This window comes from Exiguobacterium sp. s26 (assembly GCF_018618235.1).
In the GTDB taxonomy this organism is placed as follows: domain Bacteria; phylum Bacillota; class Bacilli; order Exiguobacteriales; family Exiguobacteriaceae; genus Exiguobacterium; species Exiguobacterium chiriqhucha.
Genome location: NZ_JACSLS010000005.1, coordinates 150345 through 173395 on the forward strand (window position 1 = coordinate 150345; position 23051 = coordinate 173395).

The following is a 23051-nucleotide window of genomic DNA, read 5'->3' on the forward strand; positions in this document are numbered from 1 at the left end:
GAGATTGCGTCATTTAGAAAATCCTTTCGCTAAAAAGTGAGCTTGGATATCATCGTCAAACAAACGCGCGTAAACATCGCGCACGTATGGGTTGTGCGTCAATCGGACCGCCGGATACGCGATCGTACCCGTCGTCAGTTCCGTCTTATAGACAAATCCCGCATTGGCGTCGCCTTGTTCGATGAGCGTCAACACTTGTCTCACATTCTGGGCGAACATGATTCGTGGTTCCACTTCTTCCCACACGCCTTCCACTTCTAGCGCCGCTTTCGCGTAGCGACCGGCCGGGACATTGACCGGGTCACCGATGACGATCCGAGCACATGCGTTTAAGTCGTCCCACGTCTCCGCGCACGGATTCCCTTTCGGTGTCACGAGCCACAGCTCGTTATGCAAAAACGCATCCCGCTCTAGAATCGGGATTTGTAATCGGTCGACATCTCAACGCTCGCGGCTAAAAAGATATCTGCCGGAGACCCGTGATCGATTTGTGCTCGCAAGGCGCCGCTCCCGTTCGTCACGACCCGAACGTCGATCCCATCGAATTCCGCTTCAAGTTGTCGCTCGACCGCTTCTAAAGCCGGTCCTAAGCTTGCCGCCGCCAAAATGGTCACGGTGGTGTCCTCCGAATCTGAACTCGACCAGACTTGACTTAGTAATAAGGCGACCGTCACCCCTACGATGACTCCACTCACCCGTTTCATGATTAATCACTCCTTTGCCTCCCCTTTATCGTAGCGCTTGATTTGCCTCCCATCTGTATCAAACGTCACAAAAAGACACCCCCACGTAAGTAGAGGTGTGCCACTGCTTAAGCGAACGTGCGCGCCCGCGGGAATAAAATGTTGTTTTCGAGATGAATGTGTTCAAATGTATCCGATTCGAGCGCTTCTAACCGTTGATAGACAAGACGATACGTCCCACACGCTCCTTCAGGCGGCGTATAGTCGTTCGTGATTTGACGCAACTCTTTTAAAATGTCACCGGCTGCCGCGTGTTCTGACTCGAGCGAGGCCAAGATGTCATCAAGCTCCCGTCTCGTTTCAGCTGTCGGTGCCGTCTCGTGACGAAGCAACGTCGGGAAGTCTTCTGTCTCTTCTTTGACGATATGTTGTTCAAGTTCCACTTTCAATTGATTGAACAGTTGATGAATGCGTCCGAGGTGCGGATGGTTTTGTCCGTGAACCCGGAACACTTTTGTCACATATGGTGTGAGCTGTGGCAATTCGTCCGTCAAAAACTGGTGATGCTTATAAATGATGTGCTCAATCAATTCCGATGAAGAAGCAGCATCCCAATCGATGCTCTTCTCGTTCATCTCTTGCTTGCGTTGATAGAGCGCATTGACTTCTTCTAAAATGTCTTCCGTCGACCGTTTCGATTTGTCAGTCGCTTCAGCGAGTGGCCGGTTGCCGCCACAACAAAAATCGATTCGGTTCCGTTTGAAAATGTCTGCCGCTTGCGGGCATTGTTTGACGATTTCAGATACGTGCGTATCGCCCGTGAATGTCTGTGTCATCTGTCATAACCTCCATATTCATTTTGACATGTTCAGCGTAGCAAAAGTTTGACGACAAAAATGTGAAATACGTCACATTTAAGTGAACAGGATGCACGCGTTCTGAATTTGGACACAAAAAAAGCCCCTCTTGTGGAGGGGCGACGCTTAATGGGACGGCGCTTCAAATTGTTCTGCCTCGGTCGATCCGGTCAGCGCCGTCGTTGACGACTGGCCTCCCGAGATGACGAGAGACACCTCATCGAAATACCCGGTCCCGACCTCACGTTGGTGACGTGTCGCCGTATAACCGTGCTGTTCTGCACTGAATTCGGCCTGTTGCAGTTCCGAGTAGGCGGCCATCCCGCGGTCTTTATACCCGCGTGCGAGTTCGAACATGCCGAAGTTGAGCGAGTGGAAGCCAGCGAGCGTGACGAATTGGAATTTGTATCCCATCGCACCAATCTCTTGTTGGAACGTTGCGATCTCGTCATCCGACAACTTCTTCTTCCAATTGAATGACGGCGAACAGTTGTAAGCGAGAAGTTTGCCCGGATACTTCGCATGAATCTCATCCGCGAATTGACGCGCTTCGTCCAAATCAGGCTCGGACGTCTCGCACCAGACGAGGTCGGCGTACGGTGCATAGGCGAGACCGCGTGCGATCGCCTGTTCGATTCCTGCCTCGGTCCGATAAAACCCTTCTGGCGTCCGGTCGCCGACGATGAACGGATGATCGATTGGGTCGATGTCGCTCGTAATCAAGTTCGCGGCGTGGGCGTCGGTCCGGGCGACGATAATCGTCGACACCCCCATGACGTCTGCCGCGAGACGTGCGGCAATCAAGTTTTTCACGGCCGTCTGTGTCGGCAGCAACACTTTGCCGCCGAGGTGACCGCACTTCTTCTCCGACGACAGTTGATCTTCTAAGTGAACGCCGGCTGCACCCGCCTCAATCATCGCCTTCGTCAACTCGAACACGTTGAGCACACCGCCGAAACCGGCTTCCATGTCAGCGACGATCGGGGCGAACCAATGCGTATCGCCTTTCCCTTCCGCCGTTTGAATTTGATCGGCCCGTTGAAGCGCCTGGTTAATCCGTTTGACGACGCTCGGCACCGAGTTAGCCGGGTACAGGCTTTGGTCCGGGTACATGTGCCCCGACAAGTTCGCATCGGCGGCGACTTGCCATCCGCTCAAATAGATGGCTTCGAGACCCGCCTTCACTTGCTGGATGGCCTGGTTCCCCGTCAACGCCCCGAGCGCGTGGACGTAGTCCCGCTCGTGGAGTAACTCCCATAACCGTTCCGCTCCTTTTGTCGCGAGCGTATGCTCGATTAGTACCGATCCCCGAAGTCTCATCACGTCTTCGACTCCATATGGACGTTCGACCCCGTTAAACCGTTCCGACTGTAACATATCCTCTAGCTGCATTTGTTGTTCGTTCATATCCATTCCTCCTGTATTATATTAACTTATATATTTACCGTTTGTTATATAACAGATAATGCGAGCTTAATCCAAGTATGCACAGCATTCGAGCGCCGCTTTGAATGACGAGTGCTCCATGCCGCAGCAACGACAGACGTTTTCTTCGTCACGATCTTCTGGTTTACGGAATATGACGACCTCTTCGACCGGCTCTCTCATGATTTGGAGCGACCCGTCGGCCCGGTCGAGCACGAGGCGCATCAAATCGTTCCCATAGACGAACGCCGTGTTAGCGAGCGCCGCTGTCGATTCCCCCGAGACGATCCGACGGACGACCCAACGTTCAATCAACTGTTCGCTTTCGATTTTTTTCGTTGTCATGATGATGCTCCTCCTTTTAAATTCGGTTCTAATGTCACTTGTTGTAAAAACTGTCGGCGGCGCCGGTGCAGGATTGGTTCCGTATATCCATTTGGTGATGCATCGCCTTCGAACACTAACTCTTTCGCCGCTTGATAGGCGATGGAGCAGTCTACATCTGGCGCCATCGGACGATAGTGCGGATCTTCCGCGTTTTGCGCGTCGACGACCTCGGCCATCCGGTAAAGCGTCGCTTCGACTTGTTCACGGCTACAGATTCCATGGTATAGCCAGTTGGCGACATGTTGACTCGAAATACGAAGCGTTGCTCGGTCTTCCATCAACCCGACATGATGAATATCTGGCACTTTGGAGCAACCGACACCTTGCTCGACCCAACGGACGACGTAACCGAGCAACCCTTGCAGGTTGTTCTCGAGTTCCTCGTTCACTTCCTCATCTGTATAGAGACGCGTGGCGAGTGGTACCTCGAGCAGACGCCCTCGCTCAGTTGCTGGATCAAACGAACGATTCGCCAACTCACGCTGAACGTCAAACGCATCGACTTGATGGTAATGCAGCGCATGAAGCGTGGCCGCCGTCGGGGACGGCACCCAAGCCGTCGTCGCCCCGGACCGGACATGATTGCTTTTTTCACGCATCATGTCGCGCATCCGATCGGGCATCGCCCACATCCCTTTCCCGATTTGCCCGCGTTGATGGAATCCTGCGTCAAGCCCGATCTGGACATTCAGACGTTCATAAGCATCGAGCCACTCCGATGTTTTCATCTCGCCTTTCTTGCGCATCGGTCCGAGCGTGAGCGAGGAGTGAATCTCATCGCCCGTCCGGTCGAGGAATCCGGTATTGATGAAGACGATGCGTTCCTTCACTTGCTCGATACAGTTCTTTAAATTAAGCGACGTGCGTCGCTCCTCGTCCATCACGCCGACTTTGAGCGTGTGACGCGGTAACTCGAGTACATCTTCAATCGCATCGAACAAGTCGTTCGTGAACGCGACTTCCTTAGATCCATGCATCTTCGGTTTGACGATATAGATGGAGCGTTCGCGGGAATTTCGTCTGGCATCAAGATGGCGGCTCGCGATGAGCGCAGTGAAAATCCCGTCCAAGATCCCTTCCGGTACTTCACGCCCTTCCGCGTCGAGCATCAAGTCTGTCGTCATCAAATGCCCGACGTTTCTAATAAAGAGGAGCGATCGGCCCGGAAGCGTGACTTCACGCCCGTCTTTCCCGACATACTTCCGGTCAGGGTTCAACTTCCGAGTGAGCGGCCGACCTCCTTTCGTGAATGTTGCTTCGAGCGTCCCGTCCATCAGGCCTAGCCAGTTCGCGTAAAGGTGGACCTTGTCTTCCGCCCGAACAGCGGCAACCGAGTCTTCACAGTCGACGATGGCAGACAAGGCGGACTCGAGTTCGATGTCAATGAGCCCTGCTCGATCGACCCGTCCGATTGGGTGGTCCCGGTCAAACTGCAACTCGGCGTGAATCCCGTTATGGACGAGCAAGAGCTTATTCGGATCACTCGTTTCCCCGACATAGCCGACGAGACAATCGTCTTGAAACGCGATGCGGTTCCCTTCGATGATGGCGTATGGCCTGCCCTCTGACACGAGATAGCCGTTCGCTTCTTCGTGCGAGCCCTCCCGGAGCGGAAATGTATCGTCGAGAAACTGTTTGGCGTAGGCGATGACCGCTTCACCTCGGACTGGATTATAACCACTCGACTTCGTTTTCCCGTCCTCTTCGTCGATGACGTCCGTTCCGTACAAGGCGTCATACAGGCTTCCCCAGCGGGCGTTCGCCGCGTTCAACGCATAGCGCGCGTTGTCGAGCGGAACGACGAGCTGTGGTCCGGCTTGCCTACTAACCTCTGAATCGACACCTGAAACGTCGATGCTGAAATCAGGGACGGTCGCTTCGATGTAATCGATGGACCGAAGGAAACGCTCATAGTCTTCCAGGTCGAAGGCTTGCTTGTGCTCGCTGTACCATTCCTGTAATAGTCGCTCATACGACTCACGTTCGTGAAGCAGTGACTCATTCCGAGGAATGAACTCATCGAGTAGGCGCCCGACCCCAGGCCAAAATTGTCGGTGTGCCTCTTCGTCAGGCAATATACGAGCCGAGATGAAGTCGAGCAACGTTTCATGTACGTGATAAGTACCTACTTGTTTGTAATGTTCCAAGCCGTCACATCCTTCCATTCAATTGTTATATATCAGTTGACTTTAATATAGACTATTATATAACAGTTTGACAACAGTTTTTTTGAATCTTTTTATTTGCCTTCTCTCTTCAAACCGATTAGGATGAATTGTGTGACCTATCAATGATTGATTTATCAATTAGTTTTAAGGAGGATGTCTCATGCGCGACGCCTGTTCGCTCAGCGACGAAATCCTTTACCACGTCATCACCGTACAAAAAGAACTCGCCCAACTGTTCGATACGGAAATGGACGGACTCAGTTCGACCCGCTTCGATATTTTGAGCAACTTGCATCACGTCGGACCGTTACGTCAACGTGAACTGCAACAACGGGTCGGAGTCGACCATGCCGCCATCACACGTCATTTGAAACAGCTCGAGACACAGGGCTTAATCACGCGCGAACGATGTCTTCAAGACAATCGGGTCATCTTTGTCGATTTGACGGATGACGGTCGCGAGCGGATTGCACATTGGACCGAGCAAAAGAAGTGCTTATCGGACCGACTTTTTGTAAACATGAAGGTAGAGGATCAACAACAGCTACTCGAATTGTTAAATACATTACAAACCAACATTCAACACGAAAGGAAGACCCTTATATGAACACGACTACACAAAAAGACTTTATGGAGATCGTCAAAGGACGCCGCTCGATTCGCGTCTATGACGAGAACGTCAAAATCTCGAAAGAAGAGATGACACAAATCTTGGAGGAAGCGACGACGGCTCCATCTTCACTTAACCTGCAGCCGTGGCGCTTCGTCGTCATCGATAGCGCGGAAGGCAAAGACACGCTCCTCCCGCTCGCAAGCTTCAACAAACGCCAAGTCGAGACGTCATCTGCCGTCATCGCCATCTTCGCCGATTATCAAATGGCCGATTACACAGAAGAGATTTTCGATACGGCCGTTGAACGTGGCCTCATGCCTTCAGACGTCCGTGACCGCCAAGTCGACATGATTACAGGCATCTTCAAGGACGCGCCAAAAGAGTCAATCAAAGACAGTATCTTGCTCGACTCAGGTCTCGTCGCGATGCAGCTCATGCTCGTCGCCCGCGCCCACGGCTATGACACGAACCCGATCGGTGGCTACGACAAAGCGAACATCGCTGAAGCGTTCGGCCTCGAGAAAGAGCGCTACCTTCCGGTCATGCTCCTCTCAATCGGAAAAGCCGCGGAAGACGGTTACCAATCGGTCCGCTTCCCAATCGACCGCATCACCGACTGGAAATAAGCAAAAGCTCAAGCGCCTCGGCGCTTGAGCTTTTTTTTCATCCGATGTATTTGACGACCTCATTGAAGTCACGGCGTGTCTTCGGCGCGAAGTCACGGGCCCGATGTCCGAACGCGACCATGACCGAGAGCGACCAGGCGCCTCGTTCCATGACGCCTTCTGAAATCAATAATTCGTCAATCTCCGCTTGATTGAACCCTTCGATCGGGCATGAGTCGACGCCGATTTGGGCAGCGGCCGTCATCATGTTGCCGAGCGGGATATACGTTTGGCGTTTAATCCACTCTTGGAACACACGCTCGTCGTCCAACAGTCGATAATCTTGTTCTTGGAACTCACGGACACGTTTTACCCGAAGGGCGTACTCGTCTTCCGTCCGTCCTTGGACGTCCGTGACGATATGACGGATATAGTCCGAGTCGTAGCGCATCGCTTCAGGCGTCCGCGCCAAGATCAACACGAAATGGCTTGCCGTCAACGCCTGTCCTTGCGCTCCCCAAGCATGGTCTTTAATCTTTTGGAGCAAGTCTTCGCGACGAACGACGACGAACTGCCAAGGCTCGAAACCGAACGAACTTGGTGACAGGCGGCCTGTCTCCAAGATGAATTCGAAATCGTCCTCATCGATTTTGCGGTCCGCGTCGAACTCTTTCGTCGCTTGACGCCAACGATACGCATCTAAAATATCTTCTTTCTTCACGATGATCCACTCCCCATTTACCAAGATGACTCCATCATATCAAAACGATAAATAAGAAAGCGCTCATGGAGATTCTTTAACGGCAAGCGAACGTCCTGTACGTAGCGGAAAGGCGTCTCGTCATTCAAAAAATGTAAGTACTCATCGGCCGGATAATAGAGGATGAGGTCGACCGGACGCTGTGCGCGCTCGACCGACTCGATGATGTTCGCAACGACCTGCCGGAACACGTTCACCGAGAACGGGTTGAAGAAATAAAAGCGGTTCGCCTCAGCCGGCACCTCAAACTGTTCGGCGTAGCCGCGGACGAGCTGGACACTGCCACGCGTCCGGTGTTTCTTGGCGTAGTTCATCCAATTCTCAAGTGCCGCTTCGTGGAAGCCGCCATCCATTTCGATGCCAATGGCCCGAACTCGGAACGTATAGGCGAGATAAAACGGGAGGCGCCCTTTCCCCGAGCCGAAGTCGACGACCGTGTCCGTGGCCGCGAGCGGATAGGCGTCACGCAACAAGTCGAGCGCCTCATAAGGAGTCGGTTCATAGCGGTGGTATTCGGCCGAGGCCGGGAACCCTTGTTGCGGTTTCGCCGTCTCGATTTGAAGCAATCGTTCATAGTCTTGTTCAGTCATAAATCTGTCCTTTCTTGGATGGCGCGGAAAAACGGATGACGCTCCATCTCTTGTTTGAACGCCTGTCGTTCTTGCCACATCACATAGCCGACGTAGAGCGGGATGAGCAACTTGAACCAGCTCGGTACGAGGAGCATCCCCGTGACGGCAAGCGGGATGAGACGCAGCCATAAGTTCCGATGACGCGGCGTCCGTATATAGAGTAAAATGGCCGACGTGCGCCGGGCGGTCCCAAACCGATTCGGTCTCGGTCGATAGAGCGGACGTTTGCGCCGGCTCGGCTTCTCGATGGCGCCCGACGTCGATAATAATGCCCGGTCAAAGGCGGTACGCAACGCCTCACTACGTTTGAGTTCTTGGCTAAGATATGGGTGGCGTGACAGCCACCCTTCTCCGACATACATCGCAAATGCAACGAGGCCGCTGCCGAGTACGGCCGACCATAAAGGTGAGTCGATGAGGAGCGCATACATACAAACGAACGTTACACACGTCACCGTAACTCGTAACATCCAATGGCTGCGCCGGACCGTCAACTGATAACGGATCCACGTATGAAGCCCGGTCAAAAACAGGAGGCTGATCCCAAATGCGGATATAGAGACAACGGGCCAACCGTCAAGCCAAAGCACGGGGATGAACACCAATAGGACAAAGAGGAGCGTTGAACCTAGTTTGATGGCGTGATAAAGCAACGAATCGTGCTTCAATCTGTGAATCAAAGAACGTTTGGCCACCAGTGTCACGTCCGCCCGTTCGACCCAGACGAAAAACGGATTTCTAAGGAGTACGATTCCAATTCCAAGTGCCCAAACGAACATCGGCACCTGACTCACCCACTCGATTTCGCCTTGCCAAAGCAATCGGTATTGATACCCGAGAAAGATGGCGAACGGAATGACGCCGTACAGAACGACTGTCCAATCCAAGATGAGCCGCCACGTCTTCCACTGTTTGGTCACATGGGTGCGGACACGTCTAACGAATAGCTGATGTTCATTCATCGCATGGCCACATCTTCCATCATGTCGAACAGCGACTCGCCTTCGGTTTGCAGGCTGAGACGCAATTCATCTTTCGTCCCACTTGCGAGCATGCGTCCGTCATCGATCCAGACGAAGCGGTCGCATAACCGCTCTGCCGTGTCGAGGACGTGGGTGACGAGAAGCACCCCGGTGCCTTGACGGCGTTCCGCTTCAAGTAAACGAAGCAGCTGGATCGTCGTCGTCGCATCGAGTCCGACGAACGGTTCGTCGACAAGGAGAAACTTCGCTTCTTGGATGAGCGCCAAGAGAATCATCGCTTTTTGCTTCATCCCTTTTGAGAACGAGGCGATATAGTCGTGGCGGACCGTCTCGAACCGAAACAACCGGATCAGTTCTTCCGTCCGCTCACGATTATCAACGTCCGTCAATTCCAACACGAGAGCGATATGTTCCTCGAGCGTCAAATAGTCATAGTACACCGGTTGCTCCGGGATGTAGGCGTAGCGGTCGATTTGCACCGTTCCACGCATCCACGGGATCGTTCCGGTGAGACAGGCGAGCGTCGTGCTCTTCCCGGCCCCGTTCGACCCAATCATCCCGACGATTTCGCCCGGCCGGACCTCAAATTCGATGTCCTCAATGACCGACTCACCGTGTTCATACCCGGCTTGTTCAATGTGAACGTCCATTCGAACCTCCTTCGCAAAAAGTCGCCTTTTCAGGCGACGTCATCGAACGATATTGACCGAAGAGAAAACGAACCTGTCATAGCGGTGCCGGGCGAATGAATATTCGAACGGCTTCCCGTTACTCAAGTAAACGACTTGTTCGACTTCGATGATTGGGTCGGTAATGTCATTCTTCAAGTAGCGTTGGTCGTACTCGTCAGGCTTGTCGGCTCGAATCATCTTGTGTGAACTCGTGATCGTGTAACCGAGCTCCTGTTGGATGTAGCTATAGACCGACTTCTCTAAAATTTTACGCGACAGTCCTGTAATTAGATTGGCGACCATGTACGTCAATTCGATGACATACGGCTCTTCGTCCACATAGCGGACACGACGAATCTCATAGACTGGTTCCGTCAGCTCAATCATCAAATGGTCGGCGACTTCCTGGGTCGGGAACTTCACTTCGAAATCGAGCACTTCACTGCGCAAACTGCGGTCGCCGATGACTTGCGTCAATCCTCTCGTCTCTTTACTGATGATGTTGATGCGTTCTTTTTGGAAACTGGCCGGCAAGATGAACGTCCCTTTGCCACGCTTCCGATAAATCAAGCCTTCCATCACGAGAATTTCGAGAGCGCGCTTCATCGTCATACGGCTGACACCAAATTCTTCTGCCAATTGAATCTCATCTGGGAGCGGTGTTTCGAGTTCATAAGCCTGTTCATTGATCCGATGCCGAATCTCATCCGCAATCGATTCATATTTTGGTTTTTTCTTTGTAGACATATTCCACCTCATGTATAGACATATACAAATAATATATCAAAAAAAGCTGACAAAGAGTAGGTCCTTGTCAGCTTTTCCTATTATTCTGTAAATCCATGATTGGTAATCACTTGTTTGAACCAGTGACCAGACTTTTTAACGGTCCGCTCTTGGGTCGCCAAGTCGACACCGACGAACCCATAGCGGTTCTTATAGGCGTTGCTCCATGACCAGTTGTCCATGAACGTCCATAAATGGTACCCTTTCACGTTCGCACCTTCTTCGAGCGCCCGATGCGTCCATTTCAAATGCTCGCGAATGAAATCGATCCGGTAGTCGTCTTGGACGCTGCCGTCGGTGTCACGGTAACGTTCTTCTCCTTCGACGCCCATCCCGTTCTCAGAAATGAAACACGGGATGTTACCGTAGTTGTCTTTCAAGTTGATCAAGATGTCATAGACGCCCTGCTCATAAATTTCCCAACCACGATACGGGTTCATCTTGCGACCCGGCATCTCATAGAAGTCGAACAAATTCTCGGGTAGGAACGGCGCATCAGGATTCGGTAGCGACGCCTTTGCCTTGACCCGACGCGGTTGATAGTAGTTGATGCCAAGGAGGTCGATCGTATTCGCCCGAATGAGATCCAAGTCTCCAGGTTGCATCTCCGGCATCGCGCCTTGTTCCTGTAACACGTCGACGAGTTCTTCAGGGAACGTCCCGAGCACGGACGGGTCCAAGAACGAGCGGTTGAAGATCGCGTCGGCCAAGCGTGACGCCTTCAGATCGGCCGGATGTTGGCTGCGCGGATACGACGGCGTCAAATTCAGGATAATTCCGATTTGACCGGCCTGTTCCCGCTCCCGGTACGCCTGAATGGCGAGCGCGCTCGATATGATCGAATGGTAAGCGACTTGAACGGCACGCTTGAAATCGACGACGTTCGGATAGTGGAAATCGTACAAATAGCCGCCTTCGACCGGTACGATCGGTTCGTTATGGGTGAACCATGTCGTCACACGGTCTCCGAAAAGTTCGAAACACGTCTTCGCGAACTGTACGTAAGCGTCGACGACGTCACGTGACTCCCAGCCGCCTCGGTCTTGAAGCGCCATCGGCATGTCGAAGTGATACAAGTTGATGAACGGCTCGATGTCATGATCGATGAGGCAATTAATCACATTGTTATAGAACGTGATCGCCTCTTCATTCACCTCACCGACGCCTTCTGGGAATAGACGTGACCACGAGATTGAGAAACGGAACGTGTTATGTCCGAGCTCCTTCATGAGTGCGATGTCTTGCTCGTACAAATGATAGAAGTTAGACGCCTCCGTCGCGCTGACGCCATTGAAGAATCGGTTCGGCTGTTGCATATACCAATAATCCCAAATATTTAAGCCTTTGCCTCCCTCAAACGCCGCACCTTCCATTTGCGTCGCCGAAGAGGCCGTCCCCCACCAAAAATCGGTCGGGAATTGATACGTCACTGCTGCTGATGTTTTCGTTTCTGTCGGGTTCGTCATAAACTTTCTCTCCCTTATTCTCTATTTCTCATTCATACCGCTTCGTCTTTATGGTTAGCGGCTTCTTCCTGTTCTTTCTTCAAGTTCAAACGGTCAATAAATTTAAGGAATGGGAACCAGACCGCCAAGATGATCAAGAAGTTGACGAGTTGTAGCAAACCTCCGGCAAGTGAGTTCGTCGCCATCATCCCGCTGATGAACATCGGGACGGTCCAAGGTACCGCGACCCCTGTCGGCGGCGGGACGAGCCCTGTCGACATCGCAAAGTAAGTGACCGTGACCGTGATGAGTGGGGCGACAATCCACGGAATCATGATGAGCGGGTTCATGACGATCGGCAGACCGAAAATGACCGGTTCGTTGACGTTAAAAATCCCTGGTCCGAGTGACAGTTTCCCGATTTGTTTCAACTGCTTCGATTTCAAGAACAACAAAATCGCTACGATGACGGCAAGCGTCGAGCCGGAGCCACCAAGGCCGACCGTATAGATTTCGACGAACTGTTTACTGATGATGTTCGGCACATCTCCGGTCGCCGTGTACGCGTTCAAGTTTTCAAGCGACAACGTATTCCAAATCGGATCCATGACCGAGTTGACGATGACTTGTCCGTGCAACCCGAAGAACCAGAACAATTGGACGAAGAAGATGGCGATCAACGTTGGGACGAGACCGTTACCCAATTTAACGAGCGGCTGTTGCACGACGTTGAAGATGACGTCATGTAAGTTCGTATTGAACAAGCTCGTCACACCAATGTTGAGGAGCAAGAAGACTGTGAGCGTCAACAAGGCCGGAACGAGCGCCGAGAACGACTTCGCAACCGCCGGCGGTACGCCGTCCGGCATTTTGATCGTCCAGTTCTTTTGAACGACGAATCGATAAATCTCACCTGAGAGGAAACCTGTAATCATGGCGAGGAACATTCCTTTGGCGCCAAGACGATCAAGCGGGAGGACGTTACCGACCGCTTCTGTCATTCCTTCGACTTCAATGAGGAACGGTGTCAACAAGAGGAACGATACGAGCGAAATCGCCCCACCGAAGACGGCTTCGACGTTGTAACTTTTCGAAAGATAATAGCCAATACCGAAAACGACGAAGATTGACATGATTCCCATCGTGGCCGATGGGGCGTTACCGAGTGACGATTTGAACGCATTCAGCGTCCCTTCCGACATGAACTTGTCTAAGAACGGCAAGTTGGCAATAACGACGACGATTGAACCGAACATGGTAATCGGGAACGCGAGCATGAACGCATCCCGTAATACTTGCAAATACCGACTGTTGTTCAAGTAAGTCGCCATCGGCATGAGCAACTTGCTGATCAATAAGAACATTTTGTTGTCCTGTGACATAGGATTCACCCTTCTTGATTAGGATTTACAATCTTTTGCTCCATCATCTCGATCAGGCTTGCCGTCAAATCGAGCATCGTCTGAGTCGACATGAGATGGTCTTCGGCGTGAAGGAGCAACAGTGACATGTCCGTCTTCTCCCCGTTCGCCTCTTTTTGAATTTGACCGAAGTGCGTCTGATGCGCTTCTTTTAACTGTTCACGTGCTGTCGCTAGCTGCGCTTCAAACGCTTCGTAGGAACCGTTCTTATACGTTTGAATTGCTTCTTGAATCGTGCTCCGAGCGTTCCCGCTATGCAAAATCATCATGAACGCCATCTGTTCTAACGTTAACTCTTCCGTTCCTTCCATGACCTCACCCCATCAATTTGATTGCTTGCTCATACGCTGCTTTCCCATTCGCCGTTCCGTAGGCCATCATGTCGATGACTTCGACCGGCTTCGATGTTTGCGCTTTCAATTTATCGAGCAAAAAGCGCATTTGCGGTCCGATGAGGATGACGTCCGCTTCTTCCATCTCCTTACCAACCTGGTCTTGACCGACTGCCCAAATTTTCGCTTCGTCCCCGATTGACGCCGCGTGCTGTTGCATTTTCGTGACGAGCAGGCTCGTCGACATTCCTGAACTACAAGCAAGTAATACCTTCTTCATGTTCGACCACTCCTTTTTTGAAATCGTTTACAACTTTTATTATACACATGATTAATTTCATGTCTATACTTGATTTAAAGTTTGTTTAGTTTTTAAATTTAAAAGTGTATACGATAATAAATGAGAGTGAGGGAATTGACGATGAAAATCATCCCGTTACAGCCGCATTATCAATATCGTCTTTGGGGAGGCGACCGCTTAAAGCGTTTTGGTTTTTGTTTTGATGAAGTCTCGATCGGCGAAGCATGGACCGCCTCGGCGTTGCCGCAAGGCAGTTCCGTCGTGTCTGCCGGATCGCATATTGGGACAACGCTAGACGACCTTTATGCCACGCATCCAGAACTGTTCGGCATTAACTCACCTGTATTTCCGTTATTGATCAAGTGGATTGACCCGAACGATGATTTATCGATTCAAGTGCATCCTGATGACGAGCTCGCGCAGTCGCTCGAGGGTCAACCGTATGGAAAGAATGAATGCTGGTACATCCTCGACGCGCCAGAAGGGGGAGAAATCATCTACGGGCATACGTTCGAGTCGAAAGAGACGTTACAACAGGCGCTCGAAGCTGGTGATGTCATGTCCGGTTTAATTCGAAAACCTGTCAGCCGCGGCGATTTTTTATACGTGCCGGCCGGGACTGTCCACGCTTTGACGAAAGACGTATCTGTTCTCGAGATTCAACAAAGTTCGGATACGACGTACCGTCTCTATGATTACGGACGCACTGAACCGACGACGGGCCGCACACGTGATCTCCACGTCAATCAAGGTACCCTTGCCTCCTTCGCACCCCATCTCGACTATGTGGAACCTGCCCTGTCACTGGATCATTTCCGAACGCAGTTGACGCGCAATCCGTATTTCTTCGTCGAAAAATGGACGATCGAACGCGAAGAATCCGTCTCGACGGACACGTTCCGTTTGCTCTCGGTCGTCGAAGGGACACTTGAGATTGACGGTTCGGCCTTCGAGATCGGTGCGACGTTGCTTTTGCCAGCGGGTCAGTCATTTCAGTTAGACGGAACGGCCACGTGCCTCGTCACCGGTGTATCCTCTCCAACGAAACAAAAAGCCCGCATCGGCATCGATTTGGGCGGCACAAACACACGAATCGCCGTCGTGTCGACAGAAGGGCGTCTCGAGAAACAATATAAATTGAAGACACAGCCGCACCTTGCGCTCGACACCTTGTTGAACCAAATCAAGCTTGCCGTCGAACGATTCCAACTCGAATATGACATCACGCACGTCGGCATCGCGGCACCGGGTCCGCTCGACTTAAAACGAGGTGCGTTCTTGACCCCGCCGAACCTCCCGAACTGGCACCATCAGACAATCGTGGAGCCGCTATGCACTCTGCTCGGCCTACCTGTCACGTTAGAGAATGATGCCAATGCGGCAGCGCTCGCCGAAGCGAAATTTGGGGCTGGTCGTCATGTCGACTCCGTCTTTTACGTCACGGTCAGCACAGGTATTGGCGGCGGTTTCGTCTATAAGCAAAATTTGATTAGCGGGGCTCATGGTAGCGCCGGAGAAGTCGGCAATATGATCATTCGTACGGACGGACCAGCACATCCGACGCTGAACGTCGGAGCGCTTGAGACGCATGCGAGTGGAACGGCACTTCACGAACGTGCCCGCACTAAAGGAATGACTGATTCGATGACGCTTTTGACAGACGAAATCGAACGCAGCACGTTCGTCGAGGATTTAGCGACCGGTCTCGCCAATATCATCCACACGGTCGATCCTGACGTCATCATTCTTGGAGGAGGCGTGACGGCTTCGGCTCCGTTATACTGGAATCAGTTACAAGACGCGGTCGCGATGCGAGTATACCCTCATTTGAGAGGAGCGACCCCCCTCGTCCTGCAGCAACTGCATGGCGACGCTGGCGTCATCGGGGCCGCGTTCTTGCCATAAGGAGTGGAAACAAGACATGCAACATTATTTAGCCATCGATATCGGTGGTACCAGTATCAAATACGGAGTCGTCCAAGCCGACGGCAACCTCCTGTCGAACAAACACGTCCCAACCCCAGCGACGTGGGACGGCTTGCTTGATCAAGTCGATGTGATTTTTAACGAAGCGACCGTCGAGTCCCCGCTCGACGGAATCGCCTTCAGTGCGCCCGGCTCCGTCGACTCGACGACCGGTGTGATTCATGGCATCAGCGCATTGCCGTATATCCACAATCGTCCGTTTCTACAGGCGTTCGAAGACCGTTACGACTTACCGGTCACCGTCTTGAACGATGCCAATGCGGCAGCACTTGCAGAAGGATGGAACGGTGCGGCCGCATCCGTGAAACGTTATGCGACCGTGGTCATCGGTACCGGCATCGGTGGTGCCTTCGTCGACTCGGACGTCCTCATGGTCGGGTCACACTTCCACGGCGGTGAGTACGGGTACTGGATTTTGGACCCGAACTTGCCGCATCCAGATGGAACATGGAGCGCCATCGGTTCGACGGCCGTCCTCGTCAAGCGTTGCAGCGAACAGCTCGGTCGTCCACTTACCGGAAAAGACGTGTTCGCGCTTCAAACCAATCCGGTCATCCAAACGGAATTAGAGCGCTTCTATCGCTGGAACGCAATCGGCATGTACAATCTTCAATTCGGACTCGACCCGGAGCGGATTTTAATCGGTGGCGGCATCAGTCGCCGTCCGGAAGTCCGAGACGGCATCAAACGACACTTGGATGCGCTCTGTGACGCGTTCGGGACGTTCCACATCGATCTCGAGACGTGTGCCCACTTCAACGCGGCCAACTTGATCGGTGCCGCACGATTTCACATGTTAGCGCAGTAAAAAAAGGGTTTCCACCACGAGTCTGTGATGGAAACCCTTTCATTGTGCGAGGTGATCTTCATGGAGGTGATCATACACCTCGTCTCGAATCGCTTCGAGCGTACGGTCATGGACAATCATATGCTCCCGAATCGTCCGGTTGACGCGTTCATTAATCTTTCCGGCCTCCAAGTGTCGATCCAACACAGGAAGGCTGAAATCGTCAATCGGCAAATAGGCGATAGGAATCACGGCGGACCCTGATTTAACCGAGACTTGCACGCCGTTCACTTCTGGAAAGAAATACGACTCATAATACGGTTCGACGACCAGCTCTTCTTTCATCGCATCCCGCACTTCGGGAATCGTTGTCGGCAAGGCGATGAAATACACCATTTGGTCGAACGAGAATGAGACGTCTTTCAGCGAGACGCCCAGTGCCTCCGCGTGTCGGTTGGCCACACTACCCGTCACAAACCGATAACTTGGACGGCTCGTAAACAAGATGGTCGCTATAAAGGCGACGGTCATGATCATGACACTGAATTCGGTCATAGCGGCACCCCTTCCCAGCGGCAGACTTGGTTTTTCCCTCGTGATTTGGCCGCGTACAACGCTTGATCGGCGCACTCAATCAACCGTTCGCGTGACTGTTCGTGAAGCGTGTGCTTCGAAGCGACACCGAAGCTCAGCGTTAACTGACCACCTGGTTGTCGCTCCCCGTACATGAAGTTGGTGCCGAGCACGGCCGCACGAATCGTCTCCGCGACGTGGGACGCCTCGACTTCGTCGAACTGCGGCAAGAGAACGACAAACTCTTCGCCACCGAACCGATACGCCATCTGTTCATCCGGCACGCTTCGTCGAATGACACTCGCGAGCCGCGTGAGTAACTCGTTTCCAGCCAAGTGACCGTTTGTGTCGTTGAAATGCTTGAAATGGTCAATATCCATCACAATCAGTGACAGCTCGTCCGTTTCGCACTCCCGGAACAAGACATCCAAATCTTGTTCGAACGAGCGATGGTTTTTAAGACGCGTCAACCCGTCACGAAGCGCCAACGTCTCGATGCGTTGGTACAGCATCGTCTGATGCAATGCGAGTGAAGCTTGCTCCGCGATTGGTCGAACACTGTCCATTTTTTGAGGGGTGATCGGTTTCTTATTGACGACGTTGTCGATGACGAGAAGTCCGTATGGGATTCCTTGGTGATGGAGCGGGAAAATCGTACACTCGTCCATCTGTAAATCGGTATGTAACATACGCAACACCGGATCGTCGGTGATGCTCGCGTAGACGTGGAGCGGCCGTCCCGAGTCGAGTGTCTGCTTGAACAGATGGTCTCCATGAAACGGGATCGTCATTTTCCGAATCCGTTCGTTCAACTGCTCATCGTGTGTCGAGTCCGTCTCTTTCTCGTCAATCAGTCCTTGGAGATCATAATGTTGCCGAGTGATTTCTTCCCAAATTTGAAAACCATCTTCCGGGTTCATTGGACCCGTTCCCATGACCCCGTAAATACTATCTTTTTCCACATCGGCGAAGAAAATGATCGATCGGTTAAAGCCGAGACCGTGCCCAGCCGTCACTGACGTTAAAATTGTTTGGAGCAACCGGTCCGGGTCGAGCGTGTCTTGCATGGTGAAACTGACCTCTCGGAACACGTTCAATTGTCGAGAACTCGCCGTCAACATGCGCAATCGTCCTGATCGTTCTCGTTTCAACTGGGTGACATAGCCGAAAAGAAGCGCTGCACCTAGGCCGAAGAAGATATAACTGAGCAAGAGTGGAAAGGATAACGTCCCGGATTGACTGTACACGAGGAGCCAGCTGACCATGATGGCAACAGTCATGCCTTTCCAATGAAAACAAATGAGTCCTGTCATAATCAATAACAGCACCGACCAATGTAAATCATAAAAATCGAACAATACTCCGTGCCAAATCACGACGAGGCTACTCGACCCAGCGAGCAACCAGCGATTCAGGACGGGGGTCGTCATCAACCGAAGGATGTTGAAGACGATGGTGATGAGGACGATGCCGCCAATCAACAAGCCATAAACCATGATTATCCCTCGTTTCATTAAATCGATTCACCTATACTTTTTATTATAAGTCGAATCACGGGTAACTTGCCGAAATTCATTGAATCACTTACCAAACTTTCAATTACTTTGAAATATTTACCACAAGAACTTGCGCATGATGATTGTACTTTTGATATGAGTGATTTCACATAATCCTTTCATTTACTTTAGCGAAGTAACGTGGAATGATGGAATTAACTAACCCATTTAAGCGAGGTGGAAGCGTGACCCGTACCGAACATCTTGAAGCAACACGGATTTTACAGCATTTGTTTAACGCATCTTCCTTCGTCGGAATCGACTTCGGTTCTGGCCCCAATCATCATCTACTCTACTTCAACCGAGACGGCAACGAGTCGTGGCTCTCGATTGAAGGACCTTGGTACGTCCATTCATCGGGACCGTTGTTCAACGAAGATGAACAACTCCATCACCTCGTCGGACTCCGACGTGAACGCGTCCGTTCCATCCTGTTATCTGAAGACAATCCCCATCTTGAACTGACATTTGAATCTGGAGCCGTCCTGTTCGTGAACGGCTATCACGAACAGTATGAAAGTTGGCAGGCCGGAGACGCCCGTCCGCTCGGAGGCGAACACTTCTTACTCGTCGCCATGCCTCAAGGGGACTTGGCTGTCTTCGCGGAGGAGGATGTCTGATGACAGCTTGGATGGAGATTCTCACGTATATGTTGATTGCCGGTGGCGTCAGTCTCGCCATCATCGTCTTGCGCAAAGTCACGAAGTCATAAGAAAAGAGCGGCCGCGGCCGCTCTTTTCTTATTTCACCGTCTCGTCCTCGAACAAGCTCGCCCCGTTCGTCTGGATGACGTCTTGATACCAGAAGAACGAGTCTTTCCGTGAACGCTCGAGTGTCCCTGACCCATCGTCGTGCTTATCGACGTAGATGAAACCGTAACGTTTGCTGTACTCCCCGGTCGATGCGCTGACAAGGTCGATACAGCCCCAGCTCGTATAACCGATGACGTCGACACCGTCTTCAATCGCCTCCACCATCGCTTTCAAATGGTCACGCAAGTACTCAATCCGATAATCGTCATGGACCGAACCGTCCGCTTCGACCTTATCATAAGCCCCGAGACCGTTCTCGACGATGAAGAGCGGCAATTCATAACGCTCATACAGTTTGTTCAAAATGACGCGAAGTCCCATCGGATCGATTTCCCAGCCCCAGTCGCTTGCTTTCAAGTAAGGGTTTTTCACACCGCTCATGATGTTCCCTGCTGCTTCGTCTTCTGTCTTCTCCGCTTTCTCGGTACGCGACATATAGTAGCTGAGTGAGAAGAAGTCGACCGTGTGTGCTTTTAGCGTCTCGAGATCGCCATCTTCCATCACGAGTTCAATCCCGTTCTCACGGAAGAATCGTTTCGCGAACGACGGATATTCACCGCGAACGTGAACGTCGCCGCAGAAGAAGTTCATCATGCGCTCGGCGTCATGCGCGTACCAAATGTCTTCCGGGTTCGAGCTGTACGGATAGACCGGCGCCGCGATGAGCATGCAGCCGATTTGCATCGACGGGTCGATTTCGCGTGCTGCTTTTGTCGCGAGCGCACTTGCCACGAGTTGATGGTGCAACCCTTGATATGTCAATTGCAACTGGTCGTCCCCTTCACGGATCGCCATCCCGAGACTGAGCATCGGCATGAATTGGGCCCCGTTGATTTCATTGAACGTGAGCCAATATTTGACCTTGCCTTGGTAACGTTCGAACAAGACACGGCTGTACCGCTCGAAAAATGTCACGAGGCGGCGGTCACGCCAACCACCGTATGCTGTCGCCAAGTGGAGCGGCAACTCATAGTGCGAGATGGTGACGAGCGGCTCAATCCCCTGCGCGACGAGCTCGTCGATGACGCGATCATAGAATTGAAGACCTTCCTCGTTCGGCTCGAGTTCGTCACCGTTCGGGAAGATGCGCGACCAAGCGATCGACATGCGGAATGTTTTGAAGCCCATCTCTTTGAAGAGAGCGATGTCTTCCTTGTAGTGATGATAGAAGTCAATGCCTTCGTGGTTCGGGTACGTATACTCGTCATGTAACTCGAAATCGAACGTCGGGTCATGGATGATTTTCATCCGGTCCTTGCCGCCCGGCATCACATCCGCGATCGACAGTCCTTTGCCGCCTTCTTGATATCCGCCTTCAAATTGGTTCGCCGCTGTGGCGCCACCCCATAAAAAGTTTTTCGCTACTTGTTTCATATCCATTTCCTCCTTTTAGGCTAAGACGCGCAAGACGCCGTGGTTTGGTTCGACGATGCCGCTATGTGTCGGCAAGACATCTAAGTAATTCCCTGTATTTGTGACAATTACCGGAGTTATCGTGTCGTAACCGGCTTGAGCAATGGCTTCTAAATCAAATTTCACCAACACGTCGCCTTCGGTCACTTGTTGTCCGTCTGTGACGAACGATTCGAAATGTTGGCCTCCGAGCTGGACCGTGTCGAGCCCGACGTGAATCAATACTTCGACACCGCTATGCGACCGGAGTCCGATTGCGTGCTTCGATTGATAGACCGTGACGACTTCCCCGTCGAACGGCGCATAGACGACGCCTTCCGTCGGCATGATGGCAATTCCTTTCCCCATCGCGCCACTCGAGAACACTTCATCGCGAACGGTCTCAAGTGCGACGACTTCCCCTTTGACCGGTGAGGAGACCGGTGTACCGACGTGATCAGTCAAGACAGGTGCTGATTCGACACGCGGCGACGTTTCTTCCGATGCTACTTCTTTATGGAATGCGAACGTGAGTCCGAACGAGACGAGCGTCGCAACTGCCATCCCAATCAACGCACCATAGAATGTCATATCAAGGCCCGTTGCCGGAATCATGACCGGGATACTGAACACGCCGAGACCACCCATCGCATAAGCGGCCGTCCCGAGCATACCGCCGACGACACCGCCGGCCGCGCCGCCAACCATCCCAAAGACGAACGGTTTTTTACGCGGGAGCGTCAATCCGTAAATCGCCGGCTCGGTGATACCGAACACACCAGCGATCGTCGACGAGGTACCAAGTCCTTTCGTCTTCGGGTCACGCGCCTTCAATGTGATGGCGAGCGTTGCCCCGACTTGACCGAATGTCGCCATGAGGACTCCGACGACGATCGTGTCCATGCCGACGACTGCCAAGTTGTTGATGATAATCGGCACGAGCCCCCAATGGAGACCGAACATGACGAGCACTTGCCAAAATGCACCGATGAAAGCGATGGCGACGACTGGACTGAGTTCATATAAGAACGAGTAGCCGCCGGCGAGACCTTGACTCGCGTATGTTGCGACCGGACCGATGGCGAGGAACGTGAGCGGGACGACAATCAAGAGTGCCATCATCGGGGTCGTGAAGTTACGGACCGCCTCATGCGTGTGTTTGTTGAAGAACGTTTCGACTTTCGATGACACGTACGCCGCCAAGATAATCGGGATGACCGAGGACGCGTAGCTCATCAAGACGACTGGCACCGTGAGGAATGAGAGTGACTCGCCCGCACCTTGTATCGCGACGATAGCCGGATAGACGAGCGCACCCCCGATAATCATCCCAATATACGGATTGCCGCCAAACTTCTTCGCTGCCGAATGGCCGAGGATGACCGGTAAGAAGTAGAAGAGCGCGTCGGCCGCTGCGTTCAAGACGATGTATGTGCCCATGTCTTGTGTCAGTAAGCCGAGGGCGACGAGAATGGCGAGCAACCCTTTCAATAGACCACTACCGGCCATCGGACCGAGAATCGGGGTGAAAATCCCCGCAATCACATCAATCAAACGGTTAAAGACGCCCGTTTTTTCCGTATCGTCGTTCGATGACGTCTGGAATCCACCCGCCTCGACCACGTCTTGATAGACGTATGGGACGTTGTTGCCGATGACGACTTGGAATTGACCGCCGCTTTGGACGACCGTGATGACGCCGTCATGATTTTTTAACGCTTCAGGATTGGCTTTCTGTTCATCTTTCAATTTAAAACGTAGCCGTGTTGCACAATGGAACACGCTTTTGACGTTATCTTTCCCGCCGACGTGACGAATGATGTCCGCGGCGAGCGTTTTTGTTTGGCTCATAATGTTCACTCCTTCAATTTGGGTA

24 protein-coding genes are annotated in these 23051 nt (G+C 52.3%); 5 read left to right on the forward strand and 19 right to left on the reverse strand.

The genetic code is table 11. From position 1 onward, the window contains the following. Positions 1-9: 9 nt before the first annotated feature. The 6 genes from modA to KNP82_RS09920 form a co-directional block, all read right to left on the reverse strand. On the reverse strand, positions 10-396 hold the full coding sequence (gene modA / locus KNP82_RS15540) for a molybdate ABC transporter substrate-binding protein (protein WP_251128707.1): 387 nt from the start codon (positions 394-396) through the stop codon (positions 10-12). 14 nt (positions 397-410) lie between these two features. Continuing rightward, on the reverse strand, positions 411-704 hold the full coding sequence (locus KNP82_RS15545; RefSeq protein WP_251128708.1) for a molybdate ABC transporter substrate-binding protein: 294 nt from the start codon (positions 702-704) through the stop codon (positions 411-413). A 107-nt stretch (positions 705-811) separates the two neighbouring features. Then, entirely contained in the window at positions 812-1519 is a 708-nt protein-coding gene (ric, locus tag KNP82_RS09905) for an iron-sulfur cluster repair di-iron protein (protein ID WP_029596325.1), read from the reverse strand. Between the two features lie 147 nt (positions 1520-1666). After that, complete coding sequence (gene aceA, locus KNP82_RS09910; RefSeq protein ID WP_408584493.1) at positions 1667-2947, reverse strand: isocitrate lyase; 1281 nt, start codon at positions 2945-2947, stop codon at positions 1667-1669. A gap of 66 nt (positions 2948-3013) precedes the next feature. Further along, the gene (locus KNP82_RS09915; protein ID WP_029596327.1) at positions 3014-3310 is read right to left on the reverse strand and encodes a hypothetical protein; all 297 of its coding nucleotides are present in this window, start codon (positions 3308-3310) and stop codon (positions 3014-3016) included. Further along, positions 3307-5499 (reverse strand): malate synthase G, encoded by a 2193-nt coding sequence (locus KNP82_RS09920; protein ID WP_251128709.1) that lies wholly within the window; start codon positions 5497-5499, stop codon positions 3307-3309. The genes KNP82_RS09915 and KNP82_RS09920 overlap by 4 nt, the downstream gene beginning before the upstream one ends. A gap of 181 nt (positions 5500-5680) precedes the next feature. Here KNP82_RS09920 and KNP82_RS09925 point away from each other — a divergent pair, with 181 nt between their 5' ends. After that, the gene (locus KNP82_RS09925; RefSeq protein ID WP_021068009.1) at positions 5681-6127 is read left to right on the forward strand and encodes a MarR family winged helix-turn-helix transcriptional regulator; all 447 of its coding nucleotides are present in this window, start codon (positions 5681-5683) and stop codon (positions 6125-6127) included. Further along, positions 6124-6759, forward strand: a complete 636-nt coding sequence (locus KNP82_RS09930; protein WP_214827765.1) for a nitroreductase family protein — start codon at positions 6124-6126, stop codon at positions 6757-6759. Before KNP82_RS09925 ends, KNP82_RS09930 begins: the two co-directional genes overlap by 4 nt. Before the next feature lie 37 nt (positions 6760-6796). On the opposite strand, the gene KNP82_RS09935 is transcribed toward KNP82_RS09930, so the two are convergent. From KNP82_RS09935 to KNP82_RS09975, 9 genes are all read right to left on the reverse strand, one after another. Beyond that, on the reverse strand, positions 6797-7459 hold the full coding sequence (locus KNP82_RS09935) for an NAD(P)H-dependent oxidoreductase (RefSeq protein WP_214827768.1): 663 nt from the start codon (positions 7457-7459) through the stop codon (positions 6797-6799). Positions 7460-7476: 17 nt separating this feature from the next. After that, a complete protein-coding gene (locus tag KNP82_RS09940) occupies positions 7477-8088 on the reverse strand; it encodes a class I SAM-dependent methyltransferase (protein ID WP_029596332.1) in 612 nt (203 codons plus the stop codon). Further along, complete coding sequence (locus KNP82_RS09945; protein WP_131471678.1) at positions 8085-9092, reverse strand: ABC transporter permease; 1008 nt, start codon at positions 9090-9092, stop codon at positions 8085-8087. Before KNP82_RS09945 ends, KNP82_RS09940 begins: the two co-directional genes overlap by 4 nt. Then, the gene (locus KNP82_RS09950; RefSeq protein WP_214827770.1) at positions 9089-9763 is read right to left on the reverse strand and encodes an ABC transporter ATP-binding protein; all 675 of its coding nucleotides are present in this window, start codon (positions 9761-9763) and stop codon (positions 9089-9091) included. Before KNP82_RS09950 ends, KNP82_RS09945 begins: the two co-directional genes overlap by 4 nt. A gap of 39 nt (positions 9764-9802) precedes the next feature. After that, positions 9803-10531: a GntR family transcriptional regulator gene (locus KNP82_RS09955; RefSeq protein ID WP_131471682.1), complete on the reverse strand. Its 729-nt coding sequence runs from the start codon at positions 10529-10531 to the stop codon at positions 9803-9805. Positions 10532-10611: 80 nt separating this feature from the next. Continuing rightward, on the reverse strand, positions 10612-12036 hold the full coding sequence (locus tag KNP82_RS09960) for a glycoside hydrolase family 1 protein (RefSeq protein WP_029596336.1): 1425 nt from the start codon (positions 12034-12036) through the stop codon (positions 10612-10614). Between the two features lie 32 nt (positions 12037-12068). Then, positions 12069-13379, reverse strand: a complete 1311-nt coding sequence (celB, locus tag KNP82_RS09965) for a PTS cellobiose transporter subunit IIC (protein WP_058765536.1) — start codon at positions 13377-13379, stop codon at positions 12069-12071. A 23-nt stretch (positions 13380-13402) separates the two neighbouring features. Beyond that, positions 13403-13747, reverse strand: coding sequence for a PTS sugar transporter subunit IIA (locus KNP82_RS09970; protein WP_021068000.1), 345 nt, complete (start codon positions 13745-13747; stop codon positions 13403-13405). A 4-nt stretch (positions 13748-13751) separates the two neighbouring features. Further along, positions 13752-14048: a PTS sugar transporter subunit IIB gene (locus KNP82_RS09975; RefSeq protein WP_021067999.1), complete on the reverse strand. Its 297-nt coding sequence runs from the start codon at positions 14046-14048 to the stop codon at positions 13752-13754. A gap of 141 nt (positions 14049-14189) precedes the next feature. On the opposite strand from KNP82_RS09975, the gene KNP82_RS09980 reads away from it, so the two are divergent. Together KNP82_RS09980 and KNP82_RS09985 are read left to right on the forward strand one after the other, a co-directional pair. After that, positions 14190-15974, forward strand: a complete 1785-nt coding sequence (locus KNP82_RS09980; protein ID WP_165569425.1) for a type I phosphomannose isomerase catalytic subunit — start codon at positions 14190-14192, stop codon at positions 15972-15974. Positions 15975-15990: 16 nt separating this feature from the next. Continuing rightward, positions 15991-16863, forward strand: coding sequence for an ROK family protein (locus KNP82_RS09985; RefSeq protein ID WP_029596338.1), 873 nt, complete (start codon positions 15991-15993; stop codon positions 16861-16863). A 39-nt stretch (positions 16864-16902) separates the two neighbouring features. On the opposite strand, the gene KNP82_RS09990 is transcribed toward KNP82_RS09985, so the two are convergent. Then, positions 16903-17397: a hypothetical protein gene (locus tag KNP82_RS09990; RefSeq protein ID WP_214827773.1), complete on the reverse strand. Its 495-nt coding sequence runs from the start codon at positions 17395-17397 to the stop codon at positions 16903-16905. Beyond that, positions 17394-18929 carry a sensor domain-containing diguanylate cyclase gene (locus tag KNP82_RS09995; protein ID WP_131471689.1) on the reverse strand — a complete coding sequence of 512 codons (1536 nt, stop codon included), beginning with the start codon at positions 18927-18929 and terminating at the stop codon, positions 17394-17396. Before KNP82_RS09995 ends, KNP82_RS09990 begins: the two co-directional genes overlap by 4 nt. Positions 18930-19156: 227 nt before the next feature. Here KNP82_RS09995 and KNP82_RS10000 point away from each other — a divergent pair, with 227 nt between their 5' ends. Continuing rightward, positions 19157-19591: a hypothetical protein gene (locus tag KNP82_RS10000; RefSeq protein ID WP_131471690.1), complete on the forward strand. Its 435-nt coding sequence runs from the start codon at positions 19157-19159 to the stop codon at positions 19589-19591. A gap of 120 nt (positions 19592-19711) precedes the next feature. Here KNP82_RS10000 and KNP82_RS10005 read toward each other — a convergent pair whose 3' ends face one another. Both KNP82_RS10005 and KNP82_RS10010 read right to left on the reverse strand, forming a co-directional pair. Beyond that, on the reverse strand, positions 19712-21163 hold the full coding sequence (locus KNP82_RS10005) for a glycoside hydrolase family 1 protein (protein ID WP_031200425.1): 1452 nt from the start codon (positions 21161-21163) through the stop codon (positions 19712-19714). A gap of 9 nt (positions 21164-21172) precedes the next feature. Next, on the reverse strand, positions 21173-23026 hold the full coding sequence (locus tag KNP82_RS10010) for a beta-glucoside-specific PTS transporter subunit IIABC (RefSeq protein WP_021067991.1): 1854 nt from the start codon (positions 23024-23026) through the stop codon (positions 21173-21175). Positions 23027-23051 lie beyond the last annotated feature (25 nt).

Coding starts and splice junctions, on each gene's coding strand:
- KNP82_RS15545 (WP_251128708.1), bottom strand. CDS start 704: ATGAAACGGGTGAGTGGAGTCATCGTAGGGGTGACGGTCGCCTTATTA.
- ric (WP_029596325.1), bottom strand. CDS start 1,519: ATGACACAGACATTCACGGGCGATACGCACGTATCTGAAATCGTCAAA.
- aceA (WP_408584493.1), bottom strand. CDS start 2,947: ATGAACGAACAACAAATGCAGCTAGAGGATATGTTACAGTCGGAACGG.
- KNP82_RS09915 (WP_029596327.1), bottom strand. CDS start 3,310: ATGACAACGAAAAAAATCGAAAGCGAACAGTTGATTGAACGTTGGGTC.
- KNP82_RS09925 (WP_021068009.1), top strand. CDS start 5,681: ATGCGCGACGCCTGTTCGCTCAGCGACGAAATCCTTTACCACGTCATC.
- KNP82_RS09930 (WP_214827765.1), top strand. CDS start 6,124: ATGAACACGACTACACAAAAAGACTTTATGGAGATCGTCAAAGGACGC.
- KNP82_RS09940 (WP_029596332.1), bottom strand. CDS start 8,088: ATGACTGAACAAGACTATGAACGATTGCTTCAAATCGAGACGGCGAAA.
- KNP82_RS09945 (WP_131471678.1), bottom strand. CDS start 9,092: ATGAATGAACATCAGCTATTCGTTAGACGTGTCCGCACCCATGTGACC.
- KNP82_RS09950 (WP_214827770.1), bottom strand. CDS start 9,763: ATGGACGTTCACATTGAACAAGCCGGGTATGAACACGGTGAGTCGGTC.
- KNP82_RS09955 (WP_131471682.1), bottom strand. CDS start 10,531: ATGTCTACAAAGAAAAAACCAAAATATGAATCGATTGCGGATGAGATT.
- KNP82_RS09960 (WP_029596336.1), bottom strand. CDS start 12,036: ATGACGAACCCGACAGAAACGAAAACATCAGCAGCAGTGACGTATCAA.
- celB (WP_058765536.1), bottom strand. CDS start 13,379: ATGTTCTTATTGATCAGCAAGTTGCTCATGCCGATGGCGACTTACTTG.
- KNP82_RS09970 (WP_021068000.1), bottom strand. CDS start 13,747: ATGGAAGGAACGGAAGAGTTAACGTTAGAACAGATGGCGTTCATGATG.
- KNP82_RS09975 (WP_021067999.1), bottom strand. CDS start 14,048: ATGAAGAAGGTATTACTTGCTTGTAGTTCAGGAATGTCGACGAGCCTG.
- KNP82_RS09980 (WP_165569425.1), top strand. CDS start 14,190: ATGAAAATCATCCCGTTACAGCCGCATTATCAATATCGTCTTTGGGGA.
- KNP82_RS09985 (WP_029596338.1), top strand. CDS start 15,991: ATGCAACATTATTTAGCCATCGATATCGGTGGTACCAGTATCAAATAC.
- KNP82_RS09990 (WP_214827773.1), bottom strand. CDS start 17,397: ATGACCGAATTCAGTGTCATGATCATGACCGTCGCCTTTATAGCGACC.
- KNP82_RS09995 (WP_131471689.1), bottom strand. CDS start 18,929: ATGAAACGAGGGATAATCATGGTTTATGGCTTGTTGATTGGCGGCATC.
- KNP82_RS10005 (WP_031200425.1), bottom strand. CDS start 21,163: ATGGATATGAAACAAGTAGCGAAAAACTTTTTATGGGGTGGCGCCACA.
- KNP82_RS10010 (WP_021067991.1), bottom strand. CDS start 23,026: ATGAGCCAAACAAAAACGCTCGCCGCGGACATCATTCGTCACGTCGGC.